Annotated in this window: 19 protein-coding genes, 1 rRNA gene and 1 other RNA gene; 1 reads left to right on the plus strand and 20 read right to left on the minus strand. The window is 45.0% G+C overall.

Translation table 11 applies throughout. The features are described 5' to 3' along the window. From AC0YN7_RS27390 to rpoE, 16 genes are all read right to left on the minus strand, one after another. Window positions 1-59: ribosomal RNA gene (locus tag AC0YN7_RS27390) — 16S ribosomal RNA — on the minus strand; the annotation flags it as partial. Window positions 60-347: 288 nt separating this feature from the next. Next, the gene (locus tag AC0YN7_RS27395; protein WP_475813196.1) at window positions 348-611 is read right to left on the minus strand and encodes a pro-sigmaK processing inhibitor BofA family protein; all 264 of its coding nucleotides are present in this window, start codon (window positions 609-611) and stop codon (window positions 348-350) included. Then, window positions 608-856: a DUF2508 family protein gene (locus AC0YN7_RS27400; RefSeq protein WP_475813197.1), complete on the minus strand. Its 249-nt coding sequence runs from the start codon at window positions 854-856 to the stop codon at window positions 608-610. The genes AC0YN7_RS27395 and AC0YN7_RS27400 overlap by 4 nt, the downstream gene beginning before the upstream one ends. A 153-nt stretch (window positions 857-1,009) precedes the next feature. Then, a complete protein-coding gene (recR, locus tag AC0YN7_RS27405; RefSeq protein ID WP_475813198.1) occupies window positions 1,010-1,609 on the minus strand; it encodes a recombination mediator RecR in 600 nt (199 codons plus the stop codon). Window positions 1,610-1,651: 42 nt separating this feature from the next. Beyond that, window positions 1,652-1,963 (minus strand): YbaB/EbfC family nucleoid-associated protein, encoded by a 312-nt coding sequence (locus AC0YN7_RS27410; protein ID WP_475813199.1) that lies wholly within the window; start codon window positions 1,961-1,963, stop codon window positions 1,652-1,654. Window positions 1,964-1,987: 24 nt separating this feature from the next. Continuing rightward, window positions 1,988-3,787 carry a DNA polymerase III subunit gamma/tau gene (dnaX, locus tag AC0YN7_RS27415; protein ID WP_475813200.1) on the minus strand — a complete coding sequence of 600 codons (1,800 nt, stop codon included), beginning with the start codon at window positions 3,785-3,787 and terminating at the stop codon, window positions 1,988-1,990. Window positions 3,788-4,020: 233 nt separating this feature from the next. After that, window positions 4,021-4,288: signal recognition particle sRNA large type (ffs, locus tag AC0YN7_RS27420), an RNA gene on the minus strand. Window positions 4,289-4,359: 71 nt separating this feature from the next. After that, window positions 4,360-4,773, minus strand: a complete 414-nt coding sequence (locus AC0YN7_RS27425; protein ID WP_475813201.1) for a hypothetical protein — start codon at window positions 4,771-4,773, stop codon at window positions 4,360-4,362. 83 nt (window positions 4,774-4,856) lie between these two features. Then, window positions 4,857-5,054 (minus strand): 50S ribosomal protein L31, encoded by a 198-nt coding sequence (gene rpmE, locus AC0YN7_RS27430; protein WP_475813202.1) that lies wholly within the window; start codon window positions 5,052-5,054, stop codon window positions 4,857-4,859. 144 nt (window positions 5,055-5,198) lie between these two features. Beyond that, window positions 5,199-6,452 carry a radical SAM family protein gene (locus AC0YN7_RS27435; protein ID WP_475813203.1) on the minus strand — a complete coding sequence of 418 codons (1,254 nt, stop codon included), beginning with the start codon at window positions 6,450-6,452 and terminating at the stop codon, window positions 5,199-5,201. A 21-nt stretch (window positions 6,453-6,473) separates the two neighbouring features. Beyond that, on the minus strand, window positions 6,474-7,817 hold the full coding sequence (gene rho / locus AC0YN7_RS27440) for a transcription termination factor Rho (RefSeq protein ID WP_475813204.1): 1,344 nt from the start codon (window positions 7,815-7,817) through the stop codon (window positions 6,474-6,476). Window positions 7,818-7,942: 125 nt separating this feature from the next. Beyond that, window positions 7,943-9,205, minus strand: a complete 1,263-nt coding sequence (locus AC0YN7_RS27445) for a UDP-N-acetylglucosamine 1-carboxyvinyltransferase (protein ID WP_475813205.1) — start codon at window positions 9,203-9,205, stop codon at window positions 7,943-7,945. Between the two features lie 123 nt (window positions 9,206-9,328). Beyond that, window positions 9,329-9,499, minus strand: coding sequence for a class II fructose-bisphosphate aldolase (locus AC0YN7_RS27450; RefSeq protein WP_475813255.1), 171 nt, complete (start codon window positions 9,497-9,499; stop codon window positions 9,329-9,331). Window positions 9,500-9,883: 384 nt separating this feature from the next. Further along, the gene (locus AC0YN7_RS27455) at window positions 9,884-10,282 is read right to left on the minus strand and encodes a response regulator (RefSeq protein ID WP_475813206.1); all 399 of its coding nucleotides are present in this window, start codon (window positions 10,280-10,282) and stop codon (window positions 9,884-9,886) included. A 156-nt stretch (window positions 10,283-10,438) separates the two neighbouring features. Beyond that, on the minus strand, window positions 10,439-12,043 hold the full coding sequence (locus AC0YN7_RS27460; protein ID WP_475813207.1) for a CTP synthase: 1,605 nt from the start codon (window positions 12,041-12,043) through the stop codon (window positions 10,439-10,441). Window positions 12,044-12,540: 497 nt separating this feature from the next. Further along, window positions 12,541-13,119 carry a DNA-directed RNA polymerase subunit delta gene (gene rpoE, locus AC0YN7_RS27465; RefSeq protein WP_475813208.1) on the minus strand — a complete coding sequence of 193 codons (579 nt, stop codon included), beginning with the start codon at window positions 13,117-13,119 and terminating at the stop codon, window positions 12,541-12,543. 358 nt (window positions 13,120-13,477) lie between these two features. Here rpoE and AC0YN7_RS27470 point away from each other — a divergent pair, with 358 nt between their 5' ends. Beyond that, window positions 13,478-14,611: a S8 family peptidase gene (locus AC0YN7_RS27470; protein ID WP_475813209.1), complete on the plus strand. Its 1,134-nt coding sequence runs from the start codon at window positions 13,478-13,480 to the stop codon at window positions 14,609-14,611. Between the two features lie 31 nt (window positions 14,612-14,642). On the opposite strand, the gene argS is transcribed toward AC0YN7_RS27470, so the two are convergent. The 4 genes from argS to speB all read right to left on the minus strand — a co-directional run bounded on the left by argS (window position 14,643) and on the right by speB (window position 18,464). Further along, window positions 14,643-16,322, minus strand: coding sequence for an arginine--tRNA ligase (argS, locus tag AC0YN7_RS27475; protein WP_475813210.1), 1,680 nt, complete (start codon window positions 16,320-16,322; stop codon window positions 14,643-14,645). Further along, entirely contained in the window at window positions 16,322-16,798 is a 477-nt protein-coding gene (locus AC0YN7_RS27480; RefSeq protein WP_475813211.1) for a YwiB family protein, read from the minus strand. Before AC0YN7_RS27480 ends, argS begins: the two co-directional genes overlap by 1 nt. Before the next feature lie 85 nt (window positions 16,799-16,883). Continuing rightward, a complete protein-coding gene (locus tag AC0YN7_RS27485) occupies window positions 16,884-17,393 on the minus strand; it encodes a DNA-deoxyinosine glycosylase (RefSeq protein ID WP_475813212.1) in 510 nt (169 codons plus the stop codon). Between the two features lie 201 nt (window positions 17,394-17,594). Further along, window positions 17,595-18,464: an agmatinase gene (speB, locus tag AC0YN7_RS27490; protein ID WP_475813213.1), complete on the minus strand. Its 870-nt coding sequence runs from the start codon at window positions 18,462-18,464 to the stop codon at window positions 17,595-17,597. Between the last annotated feature and the right edge of the window lie 9 nt (window positions 18,465-18,473).

Below are 18,473 nucleotides of genomic sequence, written 5' to 3' on the forward strand. Positions count from 1 at the left end.
TGCATGTATTAGGCACGCCGCCAGCGTTCGTCCTGAGCCAGGATCAAACTCTCCAAATTGGTGTTTGACTTGCTCATTACTTTTTATCGCTTTTTCTAATGATCCATAAGGGTCGTTAGGGCAGTTTAATACTCGTTGTTCAGTTTTCAAAGAGCAATCTTTTCTTTCGTTTGTCGTCGCTTGTCTCATCGGCGACTTTTATAATATATCACAGCTGCCCAGTTTAATGCAAGTGTTTTTTTTATTTCTTTTTTTGAAGCTTTTTCACTTACTCTTGGGGCGAGTTATAATGTAGCATATAATATCTGCACAAGTCAACTTTTTTATACAATCTTTTTTGAGAAGTTCTATACAACTACCCATTGAAGACCTACTATTAAGGCTATGCCGGGTACTCCCAGTGTTACGACCGTTCCAATAGTAAAGGGATTGAGCGGAATATACATATCAGGTACGATACCAGAATAATTCAATAAGTACAGTATAGCAGCCGCTAATACGAGATGCAGCGTAAAGCCTCGCAACCAGCCCCATGATAATTTATTTCTCAAGATTACCGCCGCCAGCATGACCGAAGAACCGATAAATAACGCTAACCATATCGCTTTCATTCAGACACTCCTCTCCAAGATGGCCAATTGATGTTCATTAGTTTAGCCGAACGCAGCAGCATCTCATATCTTTTCTCAGCGGTAATGATTGCATGAATCGCAAAATCAATCTGATCTTTCCCAAGTGCATATTGAAAGAAACGATTCGCGTTCTCCCACTGTTGATGCGCGTCAGCAATTTCCATCCTCAGACGTGTAATCTTTTCATCCTCGTATAATGCATCTATTTTTTTCTGTTTTACCACATGCAGCCCTCCCGCTTGTCCTAAGCTTTCTTATATATTTATAAGCTAGAGCCAAAGAATAGAACCGCAAATACTATTTACGAGCAGCCTTAACGATATTACAAATACAAAAAAGCAGACCAGAAAAATTCTGGTCTGCTTTTGAATACTCAATTAATTCAATTCTCTTCGTCCCTCTAGTGCTTTGGAAAGTGTAACTTCATCAGCATATTCGAGATCGCCGCCAACAGGTAGCCCGTGTGCTATCCGAGTAACTCGAATACCGAAAGGTTTAATAAGACGTGACAGATACATAGCTGTAGCTTCGCCTTCAATATTCGGATTTGTAGCTAAAATAAGCTCCTGAACCCGTTCATCGCTTAGTCTTCTTAACAATTCGGCTATACGAATCTCATCGGGTCCGATTCCTTCAATAGGAGATATCGCGCCCTGCAGCACATGGTATTGCCCTTGAAAATCCTTCATCCGTTCCATAGCGACAAGATCCTTGGATTCTTGCACGACGCATATAACAGAGTGATCTCGAGATTTGTCTTGGCAGATTCTGCATGGATCTGTATCGGTAATATTGCAGCAAACCGAGCAATAAAACAAATTTCGCTTAACGCTTACTAATGCTTTCGCAAAGTCGATAACGTCATCTTCCTTCATTCGAAGCACATGAAACGCTAGACGAGCAGCTGTTTTTGGTCCAATGCCCGGCAAACGTGTAAAAGCGTCAACTAGCTTAGCTATCGGTTCGGGATAATACAAACAAGGTGCAGCTCCTTTCAAACACAGGCGAATAAACGCCTTTTAGAACAATCCTGGAATCTTCATTCCGCCAGTGAATTTACCCATATCTTTGTTCGCAAGCTCATCTACTTTAGCAAGAGCATCGTTAACAGCGGTAAGTACAAGATCCTGCAGCATTTCTACATCTTCTGGATCTACAGCTTCGGGTTTAATCGTGATGTTAAGCAGTTTCTTATGGCCGTTAGCCCTAACCGTTACTACGCCTCCGCCAGCTGTGCCTTCAACTTCTTTTGTTTCTAGCTCTTCTTGTGCTTTCATCATTTGATCTTGCATTTTCTTCACTTGCTTCATCATTTGGTTCATGTTATTCATTGAAAATCACCTCATCATTAGAATTTATTCGTTATCCTTCACAACCACTAAGTCTTCCCCAAAAAGCTTCACAGCTTCTTCTACCCAGACCGGACGCTTCTCCTGCAAGGAGGGCGCATCAACAGATTCAGGCTCAAGCTCCAGTGTTTCACTCTTGCGAGCGCCAGCACCTTCTATAGCTGCTTGCCAATCCTTGAGCATCACAGTAACAAGCCGAAGCGGCTTGCCGAGAACATCTTGTATGACCTTCTCAATAATATCTCTGTTGGCCTGCTTCTCAGTAGTTTCGCGATGCATCGTGTTCTTAAATGCAACAAGTATGGCATCATCTATTGCGGAAACCGGCTCACCATCCACCAACCATGCATGAACAGTTATTTTAGCATCTTTCACGCGTTGAAGCACTTCGCTCCATTTCATACGCGCTTGATTCGAATCAGTACTTCCTGCTGCCGCAGAATAAGCATCAAGCTTAACTGTTGACCTCGAAATTCCACTTGAGCTTCCACCAAATGAGCTGCGAATTGTACTGGTGCTGCGCGTATTAGCTGCAGGCTGCTTGGCTGCTGCAGCACCATCGACAGCGGCTATCCCAGCCTGCATCGCCTGTTCAAGCTTTTTCTCAAGCATCTCGACCTGCTGACGAAGCCGATTTAATTCCGCTGACGAAGCACCGCTTGACCCTGAAGAGGAAGCTCCTCCGCCTGGATCTGAAGAGCTCCCACTACTAGCCTCGCCATCTCCAAGAGTACAAAGCTTCATCAGTGCAACCTCAAATAATGTCTGAGGCTGTGAGGCATGCTTCAGCTCTACTTGATAGCGGTTGAGAGTATCGATCATCGCGAATAGTCTTTGTGAGCTAAATGCCTCAGCCATCGTCCTAAAGCGATCGAGATCAACAACTCGCTCAGTTACTGCACCGCCTAGAGGAGCTAGCTTCAATACAAGCAGATCACGGAAATAGTAAATTAAGTTTTCCATTAGTTTATCTGCGCTTTTGCCCGCTTGCATGAGGCTTTCCACTAGAGGCATAACTGCCGCGACGCTGCGATCCTTGACGGCGTCAGCAAGATCATAAAAATGATCTGCAGCCATACCACCAGTAACATCAACAGCAGCATCAAGCGTAATGCTATTACCTGCAAATGAAGAGACCTGCTCAAGCAAGCTGATCGCATCACGCATTCCGCCTTCCGAGAGCCTTGCAATGTATGCAATAGCATCCTCTTCGGCATAAATACCTTCTTCTTTGCAAATCTTTAGCAACTGCGCAGTTTGTTCCTCGAGAGAAACTTGGCGAAAGTCAAAGCGCTGACAGCGTGAAATAATAGTCGCAGGCAGCTTATGTGGTTCAGTTGTTGCTAAGATGAAAATAACATGCCCCGGTGGCTCCTCCAATGTCTTGAGCAAGGCATTAAAAGCCTCAGCCGTAAGCATATGTACCTCATCTATAATATAAACCTTGAACCGTACTTCAGAAGGCGCGTATCTGACTTTATCACGAATGTCTCGAATCTCATCAATACCGCGATTAGATGCGGCATCGATTTCTATAACATCCATAATCTGTCCTGCAGTAATGCCTCGACAAGCATCGCATTCATTGCAGGGCTCGGTAGCCGGACCGCGTTCGCAGTTAACCGCTTTCGCTAAGATTTTCGCTGCGCTCGTCTTGCCGGTACCTCGCGGCCCATTAAATAAATAAGCGTGCGACACGCGCTGTTCGCGAATTGCGTTTTGCAGCGTTTGGATAATATGCTGTTGACCAACCATATCCTGAAACGTCTGCGGACGCCAGGCTCGATATAAAGCGATATGTGACACGCGGACCTTTCCTTTCGGCTTGCTGATTGAATGTAAAATAAATAACTTTTGATTCACCTATTATACAACAACTGTGTGGCAAGCAAAACTTTCTTTTGCCTGACTTTTTGCATAATGCTATAAAATTGCAAACAAAAACACCTGCATCCGCTATTTCCGACTAAAAAATCGAACAGCGACCACAGGTGATGCTTAGTGTTATTCATTTTATCAAAAACGAAATATAGATTGTACCGTGCACCTGTCCTTGATAAATGCGACCCAGGCGACATCCTTGCACTACAGCTCGAGTCAGGCACTCCTCCGGCACATGAACTAATTTGCTTATGGCTGCTTCCTTCCGGACCTGACCCGTTCACAAACGTTCATTGCGGAGGACCCAACTGTCAACACTGCTCGCAAGTGCCAAGACCCCACATCAGCATAACCTAAAACAGGAATTCAACCTCGCTACAGCGGATTGCGAGTTACAGGGCACCGCTACCTCCCCGTCTAGCACGGCAAAAATAAGTATAGCCGATTCTGAACTAAAGCGCAACTCGTGTATCGATATGAAAATATTTGAAAGTCACTTATTTTGTCGTTTCTACATGTACATTATAACGCGGCATATTGTATTGCACGACGGACTGAGCCTTTGATTGAAGCTGCTTCATCTCTGTATCGGATAAGTTTTTTTTCACTTTCAAATTGACATGCAAATCAGTTCCGTTAAATATAATTTGGGAATGCTCAATTCCATCAATTGGCTTAAGAACCTGCTCGATAAAATGGCTATCCGTATTGTAATTCTGCGTTGAATTTCGATTCGGCAAGTTTGGATTGCTATTGGAATAGCCCATGTAGCCGTCATTGCGGTACGACTTTGACTTCATGGATGATTGATTGCCACAACCGCCAATAATCAGTCCAAACAAGCATATCATTGATATTGAAAGCCAAACCCACCTACGACTTTTATAAGAAACGGCTTGTTTATTAAGCAACAAAAAAACCTCCCTTCTATCCAATAGGATGGCTGAGGGAGGTTCTTGTATTCTGCCAAATAAAGGCGGAACGATTTGTAGTATTAGATACCGTATTTCTTCTTGAAACGATCGACGCGGCCGCCGGCATCCAGGAACTTTTGCTTACCCGTGTAGAATGGGTGACATTGGGAGCAAACCTCTACGCGAAGACTCGATTTAATCGAACCTGTCTCGAAAGTATTGCCACAAGCGCAAGTAGCTGTAATGACGTGGTATGTCGGATGAATTCCTTGTTTCATCTCGTTTTCCTCCTTTTGCCCTGAGTCACATGCGGTCCCAGAGTTAAATCATACAACTTGGATTATAGCATGAACCGATTTAACGTTGCAATGAATAATCACTCATATACGAATATTAACAATTATTATCTCCTATATGGCGATCTATTTAAACTGCGCCGCAGGCGGAACATGCGTATAGGAACCTATGACAACATCAGGAAGCTCTTCACGGAATATTTCCAGCATTTGCTTCATTCCATAAATTTCTCCCTGTGCCTTAGGGATAATAGCTAGGTAACTCTCAGGATCAATATTGAGATTCCGCATTTGGATAAGCTTCAGACCCGTACGTTTAACAAAACCAATCATGGCTTCGATCTCTTCCTCACGGTCCGTAACACCCGGGAATATCAAATAATTAATCGATGTATAGACTCCTTTGTCCGTAGCATACCTAAGTGACTTCTCCACATTTTGCAGGTTATATCCCCGAGGTTTGTAATAGGCATTGTAGTGATCATCAAGCGCGCTTATTGTACTAACCCGCATGAGGTTGAGACCTGCATCGACAATAGCCCGCATAAAGTCAGTTAACCCGGCATTGGTGTTAATGTTGATATAACCGAGAGATGTTTGACTGCGTACACGGCGCATCGCTTCAACAATAATTTTCGCTTGTGTTGACGGTTCACCTTCACAGCCTTGTCCAAAGCTTATAATCGACTCTGGCTCACGCAAATGCTCCATCATAATCTCGACGATTTCATCAACAGTCGGCTTAAAGTTCATCCTTGTCTGAGGAGCGACGAAGCCGCTGTCATCCGGTTGCTCGGATATACATCCGAAACAGCCTGCATTACAGGAGTAAGATACCGGCACTCCGCCCTCCCAGCGACCCAAGAAGGTATTAGACGAAGTTAAGCATTCATAACCTAACGCACAGTTCGATAAATGCTTGTACAAACGATTGTCCGGGTACTTCGCGAGTATCCGTTCAACCTGAATCCCCAACTCTCCGCGATCACAGTTAAGTGGATCCCATCTCTCTGGATCATCCGTTTGTTCTGCAGTTACATAAAAATTACCGTCTTTCCATACGACAGCGGTATAGCCGAACAACGGCAGCTTCTCATTCTTATCCGCTTTGACATAACCAGGCAGACAAAGGCGAGTATACCCCTGAGGCATTAATGCACCCACCGCCTGTGCTCCTCCTGGCAATACTTGCATCTCGCCAGTATCTGGATTCAGTCCAATTGGTCTTGTGAACGGCAAGCTGACGAGGGTAGCTCCGTGCGGCAGAGGAATCAATTCATCCTCCATAATTTCAACGATCATATCACCGCTTCGTGCTAAAGCAACAAAATCGGGGTGATCAAATACATTTCCTTGTTCATCCGCATATACGAGATTCATGTTGTTCTCCTTCCTGCGGTCTTACGATCCGTGCGTCGTTCTTGGCGTTGGACGCCGGTTAGTCGTCGGACTGTTTGTATTGTTTGATTTGATGCCGGACCGCTCCGGCTTAATTGGAACTGAAGTATCCAGTGACATAAGGAACTGTTCATTATTGTCGCTATCAGCCATCTTTTTCAAGAAATTATCGACATAATCTGGCGAATCGGTCATTCCTCTACGAATAGCCCATACTTTATCCAGCTCTTCCTTAGTCAGCAGCATCTCTTCGCGACGCGTCCCTGATCTGCGCAAGTCGAGCGCAGGGAAAATGCGTCGTTCCGAAAGCTTCCGATCCAGGTGAAGCTCCATATTTCCTGTACCTTTAAATTCTTCATAAATAATATCATCCATACGAGATCCGGTCTCAATTAATGCGGTTGCCAATATTGTTAAGCTGCCGCCTTCTTCGATATTGCGAGCGGAGCCAAAAAACCGCTTCGGACGATGGAATGCCGCGGGATCGATACCGCCGCTAAGTGTTCTTCCTGAGGGCGGGATAACCAAGTTATAGGCCCGAGCGAGACGAGTTATGCTATCCATCAAGATAACGACGTCCTTCTTATGCTCGACAAGACGAAGCGCCCTCTCTAACACGAGTTCGGTTACTTTAATATGATTTTCAGGTAGCTCATCAAAGGTAGACGAAATAACCTCACCCTTAACCGAGCGCTGCATATCCGTTACTTCCTCCGGCCGTTCATCAATAAGCAATACAAATAGCTTAATATCAGGACGATTCTCAGCTATACTATGTGCAATTTCTTTGAGCAGAAGAGTTTTACCCGTTTTTGGCGGCGCGACGATCAACCCCCGTTGACCAAGGCCTACAGGCGCGAGCAAATCCATCATACGAGTCGAAAGCTTCGACTTCGTCGTTTCAAGCACTAGTTTCTTATCTGGATAGAGAGGAGTAAGGGCAGGAAAATGGAGTCTTTCTGAGGCCGTATCCGGGTTTTCACCATTGACAGCATTAACTTGCAGCAATCCAAAATAACGTTCATTTTCTTTAGGAGGACGGCATTTACCTGATACTAGGTCTCCGCTGCGCAAATCGAATCTGCGAATTTGAGAAGCCGAAATGTAAATGTCTTCTTTGCTTGGCAAATAGTTAATAGGCCGCAAAAATCCAAAACCTTCGGGTAAAATATCAAGCACGCCTTCCATAAACATAAGACCGCTCTTCTCCGCTTGCGCGCGAAGTATTGCGAATATTAATTCTTTCTTCTTCAGTGTACCGTAGTAAGCGATTTGGAACTGCTTCGCTAACTTGTATAAATCGGTCAACTTCAACTCTTCTAGATCCGCGATCTGAAGGTCTGTCATATTCTCACCACTTTATTCAGTTTTCATTAATAGATTGTTTGTCATAGTAAAAACCAAACAATTGATTATCCATCATTGCCGAATTAAACGCCATCTATTCCTAGGTGGCGTCATCCTCGTTTGTCTTATTGACTAGAATCTGTTTCTCGCCAAACTTCTGCGCCTAACATGCATAAATTCTCAACTAAGTTATCATAACCTCTGTCAATATACTCAACATTCGATATTTCAGTAACGCCTTCCTCTACCGTTAACGCTGCTACCACAAGCGCTGCTCCTGCACGTAAATCTGCAGCTTTCACCTTAGCGGCATTCAGTTTGCCACCTTCAATGATTGCAGAACGCCCTTCAACACGAATATTAGCACCCATCCGAGCTAGCTCTGGCACATGCTTAAATCGAGTACCATACACATAATCAGTCAGAATACTAACACCATTCGCTTGGGTAAGTAAGCTTGTCATTGGAGATTGTAAATCCGTAGGCAATCCAGGATAGACCAATGCTTTCACATCAATAGATGAATAATCGGGACCACCGATAATCCGAATCGATTCATCCATCTCAATGACCTCTATACCCATTTCAATAAGCTTAGCAGTCATTGCTTCAAGATGTTTCGGAATCACGTTATCAATAAGAACATTACCGCGTGTCGCCGCGGCTGCAATCATATAAGTACCTGCTTGAATTCGATCGGGAATAATGGAATGACGGCAACCGTGTAACCGATCGACTCCTTCAATTCGAATCGTTTCAGTTCCGGCGCCTTTAATTTTTGCGCCCATGGCATTTAGGAGAGTAGCTACATCTATAATTTCAGGCTCTTTTGCCGCGTTTTCAATAATGGTTAACCCTTGAGCCCGTGAGGCGGCAAGCATAATGTTTATCGTTGCTCCCACGCTGGAGACGTCGAGATAAATCTTCGCACCGCGCAGTTGTTTAGCGGAAATTTTCATCGAGCCATGTTCATTAGTAACAGTAGCACCCAATGCTTCAAACCCTTTAATATGCTGATCAATTGGTCTTGGCTCGAAGTTGCAGCCTCCTGGCAGCCCAATGGTCGCTTCTCCGAATCTTCCAAGCATAGCACCCATCAAATAATATGATGCGCGCAGCAGCTTTACTTTTCCATTAGGCATCGGCTTTGAGCAGAGCCCAGAAGGATCAATGCGCATCATATCGCCATCTCGCTTCACGACAGCTCCAAGCTCTTGCAAAATCTCACTGTAAATAGCTACATCGCTAATCATAGGTAAATTATCTAAAATTACTTCTGACTCTGCCAATATTGCTGCCGGTACAAGAGCAACCGCACTGTTCTTTGCACCGCTAATTTGAACGGTTCCATTCAGCGGCCGTCCGCCGCGTATCATCAATTTTTCCATCTAATTAGTGATCCTCCCGTGGATTGGAAGAGAATAAAGGAAAAACCGCCATATCAAGTATAATCGGCATACGCCGTTTACACACTATGCTATAAGGCGGTTTGTTATCCCTTGCTCCTGTTGTTACGCTTGGTTGTTGCTTCCGAACAAGCGGATTTTTTCTTGTATAACACCCTTCCTCGCATTGCAAGCAGGTGTCGAATATTTGCGCGGGTCAAAAATCTCGCCATTAGCAGCAAGAGCTTCGTGAATTGCCGTCGTACAAGCTGCTTGGTTCACATTGTTAACGTTAATTTCGCCTGCGCTGGCTTAGATCAACATACGAACAGCTTCGTCTGGTTTAGCCTTTACAGCATCAGCTTCATCAACGTCAAGGTCATCCTCAAAATTCCACCAGTTGTGCCCAGCTCACCATCAATCATAGAAACCAACGACATAGCAGTCGTTCCTCCTATATATTATCTTTGGATCACCAAGCCCAAATATCATTCTGAGCTATTATAACATATCGTACGTTGAAAAAGTAAAGCTTGTTTTACTGTTATACTGTTGTACTGCTAGGATTGAAGATTAGCATATAAGACAACTCTACAGCAATTAGATTGCTGGCCCTTAGCTTCTCAAATAAAAACAGCACCGTCTCTATAAGCAAGTGACGATGCCATTTGTACGCAAAACTTAGGAGCCAATAGCAAATCTGCTAGCAGAATTACCGCCTTGCAGCTGCATATTCACAGCAATTCTCATCTCATCGATATCAAATGGCTTTGTGAAATGCATTAGCGCACCGAGGTCGGTAGCTTCCTTAATCATATCTAATTCACCATATGCCGTCATCATGATGACTTTAATGTTTCGGTCGATCGCTTTCACATGCTTCAAAATTTCCAAGCCGTCCATACCCGGAATTTTCATGTCCAGCAATAGGAGGTCAGGAGCATCGTGCTTAACGATTTCCAAAGCAAGCTTGCCATTAGACGCTTGAAACGTGTCGTAGCCTTCGCTACTGAAAACTTCCATCAGCAATACACGAATACCGTTCTGATCATCGACAATCAATACTTTCTTCTTCTCCAACTCCATTTACCCCCTGCGACTGAGCCACGCCAACAAAATTGGCCAGCCCTTCCATAATAGTTAATATATTCGATAAACTAAATATATTATCCTGCTGGCAATTGGAAAAAGTTATCGGAATTTGTTAAAGAATATGCCATAGGCACAAGTTATTGATTACTTTGCAGAATAGCTAAGCGAAGCTTCGACAAATCCGCGGAACAAAGGCTGCGGACGATTTGGTCTGGATGTGAATTCCGGATGGAATTGCACTGCCAGGAACCATGGGTGATTAGGCATTTCTACCATTTCGACTAAACGTCCATCTGGTGAAGTACCTGATATTTTCAAGCCGGCAGACTCAATTACTTCACGGTACTCATTATTAAACTCATACCGATGACGATGGCGTTCATACACAAGCTCATCCTTATATTCTCTCTCAGCCAAAGAACCAGGAGTCAACTTACAAGGATATAGTCCGAGGCGCATCGTGCCCCCCATATCTTCAACATCCTTCTGATCCGGCAAAAGATCGATAACCGGGTACGCTGTTGACGGATTAATTTCCGAGCTGTTCGCGTTGTCCAGTCCTACTACATTACGCGCATATTCAATAACAGCAACCTGCATACCTAGGCAAATACCGAAGAAAGGAATATTTTGCTCTCGAGCGTATTTAATTGCTGTAATCTTACCTTCAATACCACGATCACCAAATCCGCCCGGTACAAGAATACCGTGAACGCCCTGAAGTTGATCCGCAATGTTGTCATCCGTTAGTTCCTCTGCATGAACCCAGCGTATTTTAACTACCGAATCAGCAGCTATGCCGGCATGCTCAAGAGATTCAACAATACTAAGGTATGCATCATGCAGCGCAACATATTTACCAACAATCGCGATTTCAGTCGTTTTATGAAGCGACTTAACTCGTTGAACCAACGCTTCCCATTCACGCATATCAGGCTGTTCTGTAGTAAGCTTCAAATGATTAACTACGATTTCGTCAAGCCCTTCTTCACGAAGCATTAATGGTACTTCATATAACGTTGAAGCATCACGGCATTCCACAACCGCATTTGCATCGATATCACAAAATAAACCAATCTTCCGTTTCAAATCATCAGCAAGAGGATGCTCTGTACGACAAACGATTACATTCGGTTGAATACCAATGCTGCGTAATTCCTTAACACTGTGCTGTGTCGGCTTTGTCTTCACTTCACCGGCAGCTTTAATATAAGGAATAAGCGTAACGTGAATGTACATAACATTATCACGACCGATATCGCTTTTAATTTGGCGAATCGCTTCTAGAAACGGCAAACTCTCGATATCGCCGACAGTGCCTCCGATTTCTGTAATAACTACATCGGAACCCGCCTCTTTGCCAGCGCGGTATACACGCTCTTTAATTTCGTTTGTAATATGCGGAATGACTTGGACTGTACCTCCAAGATAATCACCCCGACGTTCTTTCGTAATGACGTTAGAATAAATCTTGCCTGACGTCACATTGTTATTCTTCGAAAGGTTAATGTCGATGAATCGCTCATAGTGACCAAGATCCAAATCCGTTTCCGCTCCGTCATCTGTAACAAACACTTCGCCGTGCTGGTATGGACTCATCGTTCCCGGGTCCACGTTAATGTATGGATCAAATTTTTGAATCGTTACTTTGAGACCCCTGTTCTTAAGCAATCTTCCGAGCGAGGCAGCTGTAATCCCCTTGCCCAAGGACGACACTACGCCGCCGGTTACAAATATATATTTGGTCACTGTGATGATACCCTCCAAGCCCTTATAGTTAATATTTAGGTTTGCCCATTTACTCGATAAACATGGATGCAGATATGCTCTGCACACCCATCCAGTTTGTGGGAATATATCCTACAGATCTATCCCTCACAAACAAAAAAAGTGACACCCGTAGCTACGGGGCACTTTTTACGTTTGGCATATATAAAAATATAAGAAAGTATAAGTTTGAAACTTATACTCTTCTTATATTTAAGCGCGTAACGAGTCTTTGCTGCCAAAGTACGGCGCTAGCCGTTTACGCTTGTATGCGTTATTTGTTAACCGATTCTTAAGCCCATGAGATAGTTTACTCTGCCCATATAGGACCTGTCAAGCTAAACTGGGCATGACATTGTTAGTACGCAAGATCAAAGTGCTTATGCAGCCTTGTGAGCTCACGGCTCTCTTCAAGATTACAGATTAGACCAACATATGGATAGAGTGGAATGAATGGCTATTCATCCCTATTCTAACAATTACTTGTCATCATCATCGTCATCTTCGTCATCAAAATCATCGTCGTTATCCGAATCATCATCGTCCACTGACGACAGATCACCATCGACTTCTTCCTCGTCAATTTCATCATCATCAATACCGACTTCTTCATCAACTTCCTCTTCAGCTTCCGCTTCTTCAAACTCTTCACGATCTTCGTCGAATACATCGTAGTCTTCTTCTGCTGCGTAAGTATCCTCTTCCTCGTCCAGACCATCATCATCATCTAAATCATCATCATCATTAATGATGCGAGTGCGCTTCGCATTTCCAACAGGATCCTCGGAACGCTCTACTGGATACCAGCGCTTAAGTCCCCACATGTTACTGCCCATGCATGCAAATCGGCCATCAATGTTGATCTCCGTATACACCTGGGCGATAAATTGATTGATTCCGTCTGCGGAAAGACCGCGTATCTTAGCGATCTCCATCATTAGATCGCGATAATAATAAGGCGTATTAGCCGCTTTCAGCACCTCAAAGGCCAAATCGACCATAGGCATTTCCTTAATACGTTCAGGATCCAGCTTCAAAGCAAAATTGCTGCTGCTCATATGGACACATCCTCTCTTACCAATCTATTTATATAGCCGTTTACGTTAGTCAAAGTATAGTAAAACCTATTTCTTGCAAAAAAGCAAGCGGACCTCGAACCCACCTCAATGCTTGGACTAAAATGCAAAAAGCGAAAGGAATATCCCTCCGCCTTGACTGTATCCAACCGGCCGCCAAACAATGTTTCGAATATTGGACGTAAGAGCCCCTGAGAACTCTTTGTTCATACTATGTCCAGTATTCATTTTTGACACGGATTTATGCCTAATTATATGAAAAAAGGCAAGTTGCTCATGCAGTCGAAGTCACACAATCATACAATAGTTCAGCATCGTCCGTCGGGAGGGGAAGCCAAAATTGGACACCACCGCTTTTATCCGCTTATTGCAGGATACGATGGCTGGTACGGACACAGCGAGAATAAAGCGTATTATTCGCTTTCAGCATGTGAGCGACTACCGACGCTTCCTAAAGCAACTGTCAGAAGTCCCTTCGTCATCACCTTTAAAGAACATTAGGAAGATACCGATTATTCAAGGCATTTCTTGCTGGCTGCCGAACAAGGAAACACTCGAGCAATTCTCTGATAGCATATCGTTTGAGAAGGATTGCCAAATTAGTGTGAATGCCTCTACGCAGAAATCAATAACAGTAGAAAAAGGAATTCCTTGGGGTGTCAATCAGATTAAGGCACCACTAGCTTGGAGCACTACAACTGGCCATCGCATAAAAGTCGGCGTTATTGACACCGGTGTCGATTTTAGTCATCCCGATTTGCGCTACTCACTGTCCCGCGGAATTAATTTGCTCAATCGCAGTATTTATCCGTATGACGACAATGGACATGGAACACATATTGCTGGCACAATTGCTGCCGCTAACCAGCTTCAAGGAATGATTGGTGTCGCTCCTCGCGCAATCATCTCACCGATCAAAGCATTCGATCAGAACGGAAGCGCTTATGTCTCTGACATTATTCTTGGCATCGAATGGTGTATACGGAACCAAATAAATGTCATTAATATGAGCTTCGGTATGCGTACTAAAAGCAAAGCGCTGCTAGGCGCCGTGGTAAATGCGCATAATGCCGGCATCATTATCGTAGCGTCCTCAGGAAACGACGGAAAACGACGTTCGGTTGATTATCCTGCGCGTTATCCGCAAACGATATCAGTTGGTGCCACAACGAGGCTTCGGCGCGTGGCGCCTTTTAGCAATCGCGGCACATTTATTGATGTATACGCGCCCGGTGACAAAATCACATCCGCGTGGCTTAAAGGCAAATATCATGAGATGAGTGGTACCTCAATGGCAACCTCGCATGTTAGCGGAGCGATTGCACTTATGCTTGCTGAGAAGCCTGGCCTTTCTCCTGCTGAAATAAAATCAATTATTAAGCGATCGGTTCAGCCGCTTAGAGGCAACAAAGCCCGCCGAATAATCGGTGAGCTTGACGTGATGCGTATGCTGCAAGCCGTGGGTAAACTTTAAACCCTCGGCTTGTTTTCATTGTATAAGAAGCTTACATGCGCTCAGGAGCGGATACTCCCACCAGACGCAATACATTGGCAAGGGATATACGAACAGCAGTAAGCAACGCAAGGCGAGCCTGTGTCTGTTCAGCATCTTCTGTAATGACGCGTTCCGCTCTGTAGTAGCTGTGGAACTGCGAAGCCAGCTCATATAGATAGCGAATAAGTCGATGCGGCGCATATTGAGCAGCAGCTTCGGAAATTTCTTGCGGCAGCTCTCCTACTTTACGCAAAATATCAAACTCGGCTTCCGCGCTGAGCTTGCTGAAATCAATCTTATCCAATGAATCCAGCACGACTCCTTGCTCTTCTGCCTGTCTGAATATGCTGCAAATACGAGCATGCGCGTACTGCACATAAAATACCGGGTTTTCATTAGATGTTGAGATAGCCAAATCCATATCAAAGTCAAGATGAGAATCCATGCTGCGCATCGTGAAGAAATAACGAATCGCATCGACTCCTACTTCATCCATCAAATCCTGCATAGTTACTGCTTTACCTGTACGTTTCGACATTTTCATTTTCTCGCCGTTTTGGAACAAGCTGACCATCTGGGCAATTAGAACCGTGAGCTTTGCAGGATCGTTGCCAAGCGCAGCCATTGCCGCCTTCACACGCGGAATATAGCCGTGGTGATCCGCTCCCCAAATATTGATCATTTGATCAAATCCGCGGCTGTACTTATCCCGATGATAAGCGATGTCCGGCGTCAAATAAGTATATGATCCGTCATTTTTCACCAGTACGCGGTTTTTGTCATCACCGAAAGTCATCGTGGACAGCCAGGTTGCCCCTTCCTCCTCGTAGACATGACCTGTAGCTTTGAGCGCATCAAGGCCCTGTTCTACTAAGCCGCTCTCATAGAGTGAGGTTTCACTGTACCAAACGTCAAAAGGGGCACGGAATCGCCCTAAATCACGCTTGATTTTGTCTAGCTCCCGCTCCAAGCCGTATTGACGGAAAAACGTGAATCGCTCCTGATCGGGCAGTTCAAGCAGCTTATCTCCCTCTTGCTCAACAAGCAGCTTCGCGAAACCAATTATATCCTCGCCGTAATAACCATCCGCTGGCATTTCCGCTTCTTGTCCGAGCGCTTGACGATACCGCGCCTCAATGGATACCGCAAGATTTTCTACCTGCTTACCGGCATCATTAATGTAATATTCCCGCGTCACCTGGTAGCCTGCATAATCCAGCACATTACACAGAGCATCACCTACCGCAGCACCGCGCGCGTGACCAAGATGAAGACTGCCTGTAGGATTTGCGCTTACATACTCTACCTGTACGCTCTTTCCATTGCCAGCAGTGGTTCTACCGTAGTTTTCTCCCGCTTGAATAGCCTCGCCTACAACAGGATAGAGGTAGCTTTTGTCCAGCTTAAAGTTAATAAATCCAGGTCCTGCAATTTCAGCAGATTGAATGGATGCTTTCTTATTATCCAAGTTAGCGATAATGGCTTCCGCGATTTGACGCGGGTTACGCTTAGCGATCTTCGTAAGCTGCATTGCCGCATTGGTTGCGAGGTCGCCGTGTGACTTATCCTTCGGCACCTCCAGCACAATAGCTGGGAGCTCTTCTTGCGCAGCAAGACCGGCCGAAACAACTGCATCGGCAATGGCTGATCTAACCTTCTCATACATGGTATCGAGTACATTGGCGTTCATTAATTTATTTCCTCCTGTATATGGAGCCGTATATGAAATCGGCCCGATAATTGATCACTTACTAGCATTTCATACTGCCACTCCAGAGTGAAGGGCAGCTTGGACGGCAATTGAACCGCTGTAGCTTCTGTAGCTGCTGCAGCTTCATTAGAAGCTTGCAACGAAAGCGTTGACGTATCTGTCACGAGCGGAAATGATGTCGCTGACGAGCGGTAATGGCCTTCTCGCTGCTGTCCTGGCGCGAACAGCTGCTCCGACTCAATCGCTCCCCGCCGTACAATAGATAACTCCTCTGGCCGGTAACGAATGATTGTGCGCACCTCACCGGCCTTCGTATCACCTTCTACAGCCTGCTCCGTGTATCGTATAAAGATCGAACGCTCCTTGCGAAACCATTCGCCCGAATAGGAATGAGTAAGCGAGCTCCCATCCTGCACGCTTTCCAGTATGATTTGAACCTTCCTGCTTTCTTCCATAACCTTACTCCTGTTATCAGTCTAATCGTAATCTTATGTAACTACTATATACAGGTAGCATCTGAATTTCAACGATGATAGATAGTTAAATTGAAGCATAAGGCACAATCACACGCCAAGCCTCTACCCGATCCTCCAGCGTTCGCATGCGAGGAGTCGGTATTGGGCTGGAGGAAGGGAGCTTGAATAATGTCACATCACGAAAGCTTTCATGCCCTTTGTAAAACTTCTGAAAGGTGTCATAGGCTTTGCTGCCGTTAAAAGCAAAGCATCGCAGCTGCGGATATTTCGCGATTAACTCCGGCAGCTTCTGAGGAATCTCCGCCTTTATTTTCACATCCAGACTGCCTTCTCGCTCGCAGGATTCGATGACATCCCACAACGCCAGTCGTTGCTCCTTCAAGAAAGCAAGCCGATTCTCGTAAATAGGATCAGGATCTGACTCCGCGAACAAACGATATATAATAGGCCACATAAAATTTTGCGGATGCCCGTAAAACTGTTTATGCTCTAATGACTTCACGCTCGGTGCGGTTCCCAAAATAAGTACACGTGCTCTCTCATCAATTACTGGTGGAAATGAGTAGATCCGCATTCATTGATCCTCCTTGTTGCAAATCATTCAAAAAGCATTTCACTCTATTATACCCAAATAGGGCTGTCCCTATGGTCATATTAGACCTTTTGGGACAACCCTGTATTTGTAACCCTAGCTGTATAACCGAAATATAAAAAAAGAGCCTGACCCCAGCATCTTCGCTAGGTCAAACTCTTCGTATATTTCGATCTGAAAAATTTACTTCAAGAAGCCTAGCAGCATCTCGCGAATAACCTTCGCTGCAACGATTTGTGTTTGCTCTGTCGGGTCGTATGCTGGCGCTACCTCAACTAAATCGAAGCCTACTACGTTAACACCGGAACGCGCAATGGCGTGAACCGCATCAATAAGCTCCTTCGAAGTAATGCCGCCCGCTTCTGCTGTACCTGTGCCAGGTGCCGCGGAAGGATCGAGCACATCAATATCGATCGTCAAGTAAACTGGACGACCTTCTAGCTCAGGAAGCACCTTTTTCAAAGGCTCAAGCACTTCAAAAGGATGGAAGTTTATGTTCTCTTTCGCATATTGCCATTCCTCACGAGATCCTGAACGAATACCGAATTGATAAATGTTCTGAGGACCCATTAAGCCTGCCGCTTTACGCAGCGGCGTCGAGTGAGACAATGGTTCGCCTTCATATGACTCACGAAGATCGGCATGAGCATCGAAGTGAATAATCGCAAGATCCGGATATTTTTTATAAACTTCTTGGAAGATTGGCCACGAAACGAGATGCTCGCCGCCGAGTCCAACCGGAACTTTGCCGTCGTCTAACACACCGCGCACGAATTCACCGATGATTTCGAGACTGCGTGCCGCGTTTCCAAATGGAAGCAGCAGGTCGCCGGCATCAAAATATTCGATGTCCTCCAGACTGCGATCGAGGTAAGGGCTATACTCTTCAAGCCCGATTGATACCTCGCGTATACGAGGAGGACCGAAGCGCGAGCCTGGACGGAAGCTAACGGTAAAGTCCATCGGCATGCCGTAGATAACAGCTTTGGAGTTCTCGTAATTGTCCGAGCTCAGGATAAAGACATTACCGGAATATTTTTGGTCGAGTTTCATTAAGCTTGT

The sequence above is a fragment of the Paenibacillus sp. J31R122 genome (assembly GCF_056269185.1).

Excerpts from the sequence above, each read along its gene's own strand:
- AC0YN7_RS27410 (WP_475813199.1), bottom strand. The coding sequence starts at position 1,963 with ATGAATAACATGAACCAAATGATGAAGCAAGTGAAGAAAATGCAAGAT.
- rho (WP_475813204.1), bottom strand. The coding sequence starts at position 7,817 with ATGACAGACCTTCAGATCGCGGATCTAGAAGAGTTGAAGTTGACCGAT.
- AC0YN7_RS27395 (WP_475813196.1), bottom strand. The coding sequence starts at position 611 with ATGAAAGCGATATGGTTAGCGTTATTTATCGGTTCTTCGGTCATGCTG.
- rpmE (WP_475813202.1), bottom strand. The coding sequence starts at position 5,054 with ATGAAACAAGGAATTCATCCGACATACCACGTCATTACAGCTACTTGC.
- AC0YN7_RS27435 (WP_475813203.1), bottom strand. The coding sequence starts at position 6,452 with ATGAATCTCGTATATGCGGATGAACAAGGAAATGTATTTGATCACCCC.
- argS (WP_475813210.1), bottom strand. The coding sequence starts at position 16,322 with ATGAACGCCAATGTACTCGATACCATGTATGAGAAGGTTAGATCAGCC.
- AC0YN7_RS27485 (WP_475813212.1), bottom strand. The coding sequence starts at position 17,393 with ATGCGGATCTACTCATTTCCACCAGTAATTGATGAGAGAGCACGTGTA.
- rpoE (WP_475813208.1), bottom strand. The coding sequence starts at position 13,119 with ATGAGCAGCAGCAATTTTGCTTTGAAGCTGGATCCTGAACGTATTAAG.
- AC0YN7_RS27445 (WP_475813205.1), bottom strand. The coding sequence starts at position 9,205 with ATGGAAAAATTGATGATACGCGGCGGACGGCCGCTGAATGGAACCGTT.
- speB (WP_475813213.1), bottom strand. The coding sequence starts at position 18,464 with ATGAAACTCGACCAAAAATATTCCGGTAATGTCTTTATCCTGAGCTCG.
- AC0YN7_RS27480 (WP_475813211.1), bottom strand. The coding sequence starts at position 16,798 with ATGGAAGAAAGCAGGAAGGTTCAAATCATACTGGAAAGCGTGCAGGAT.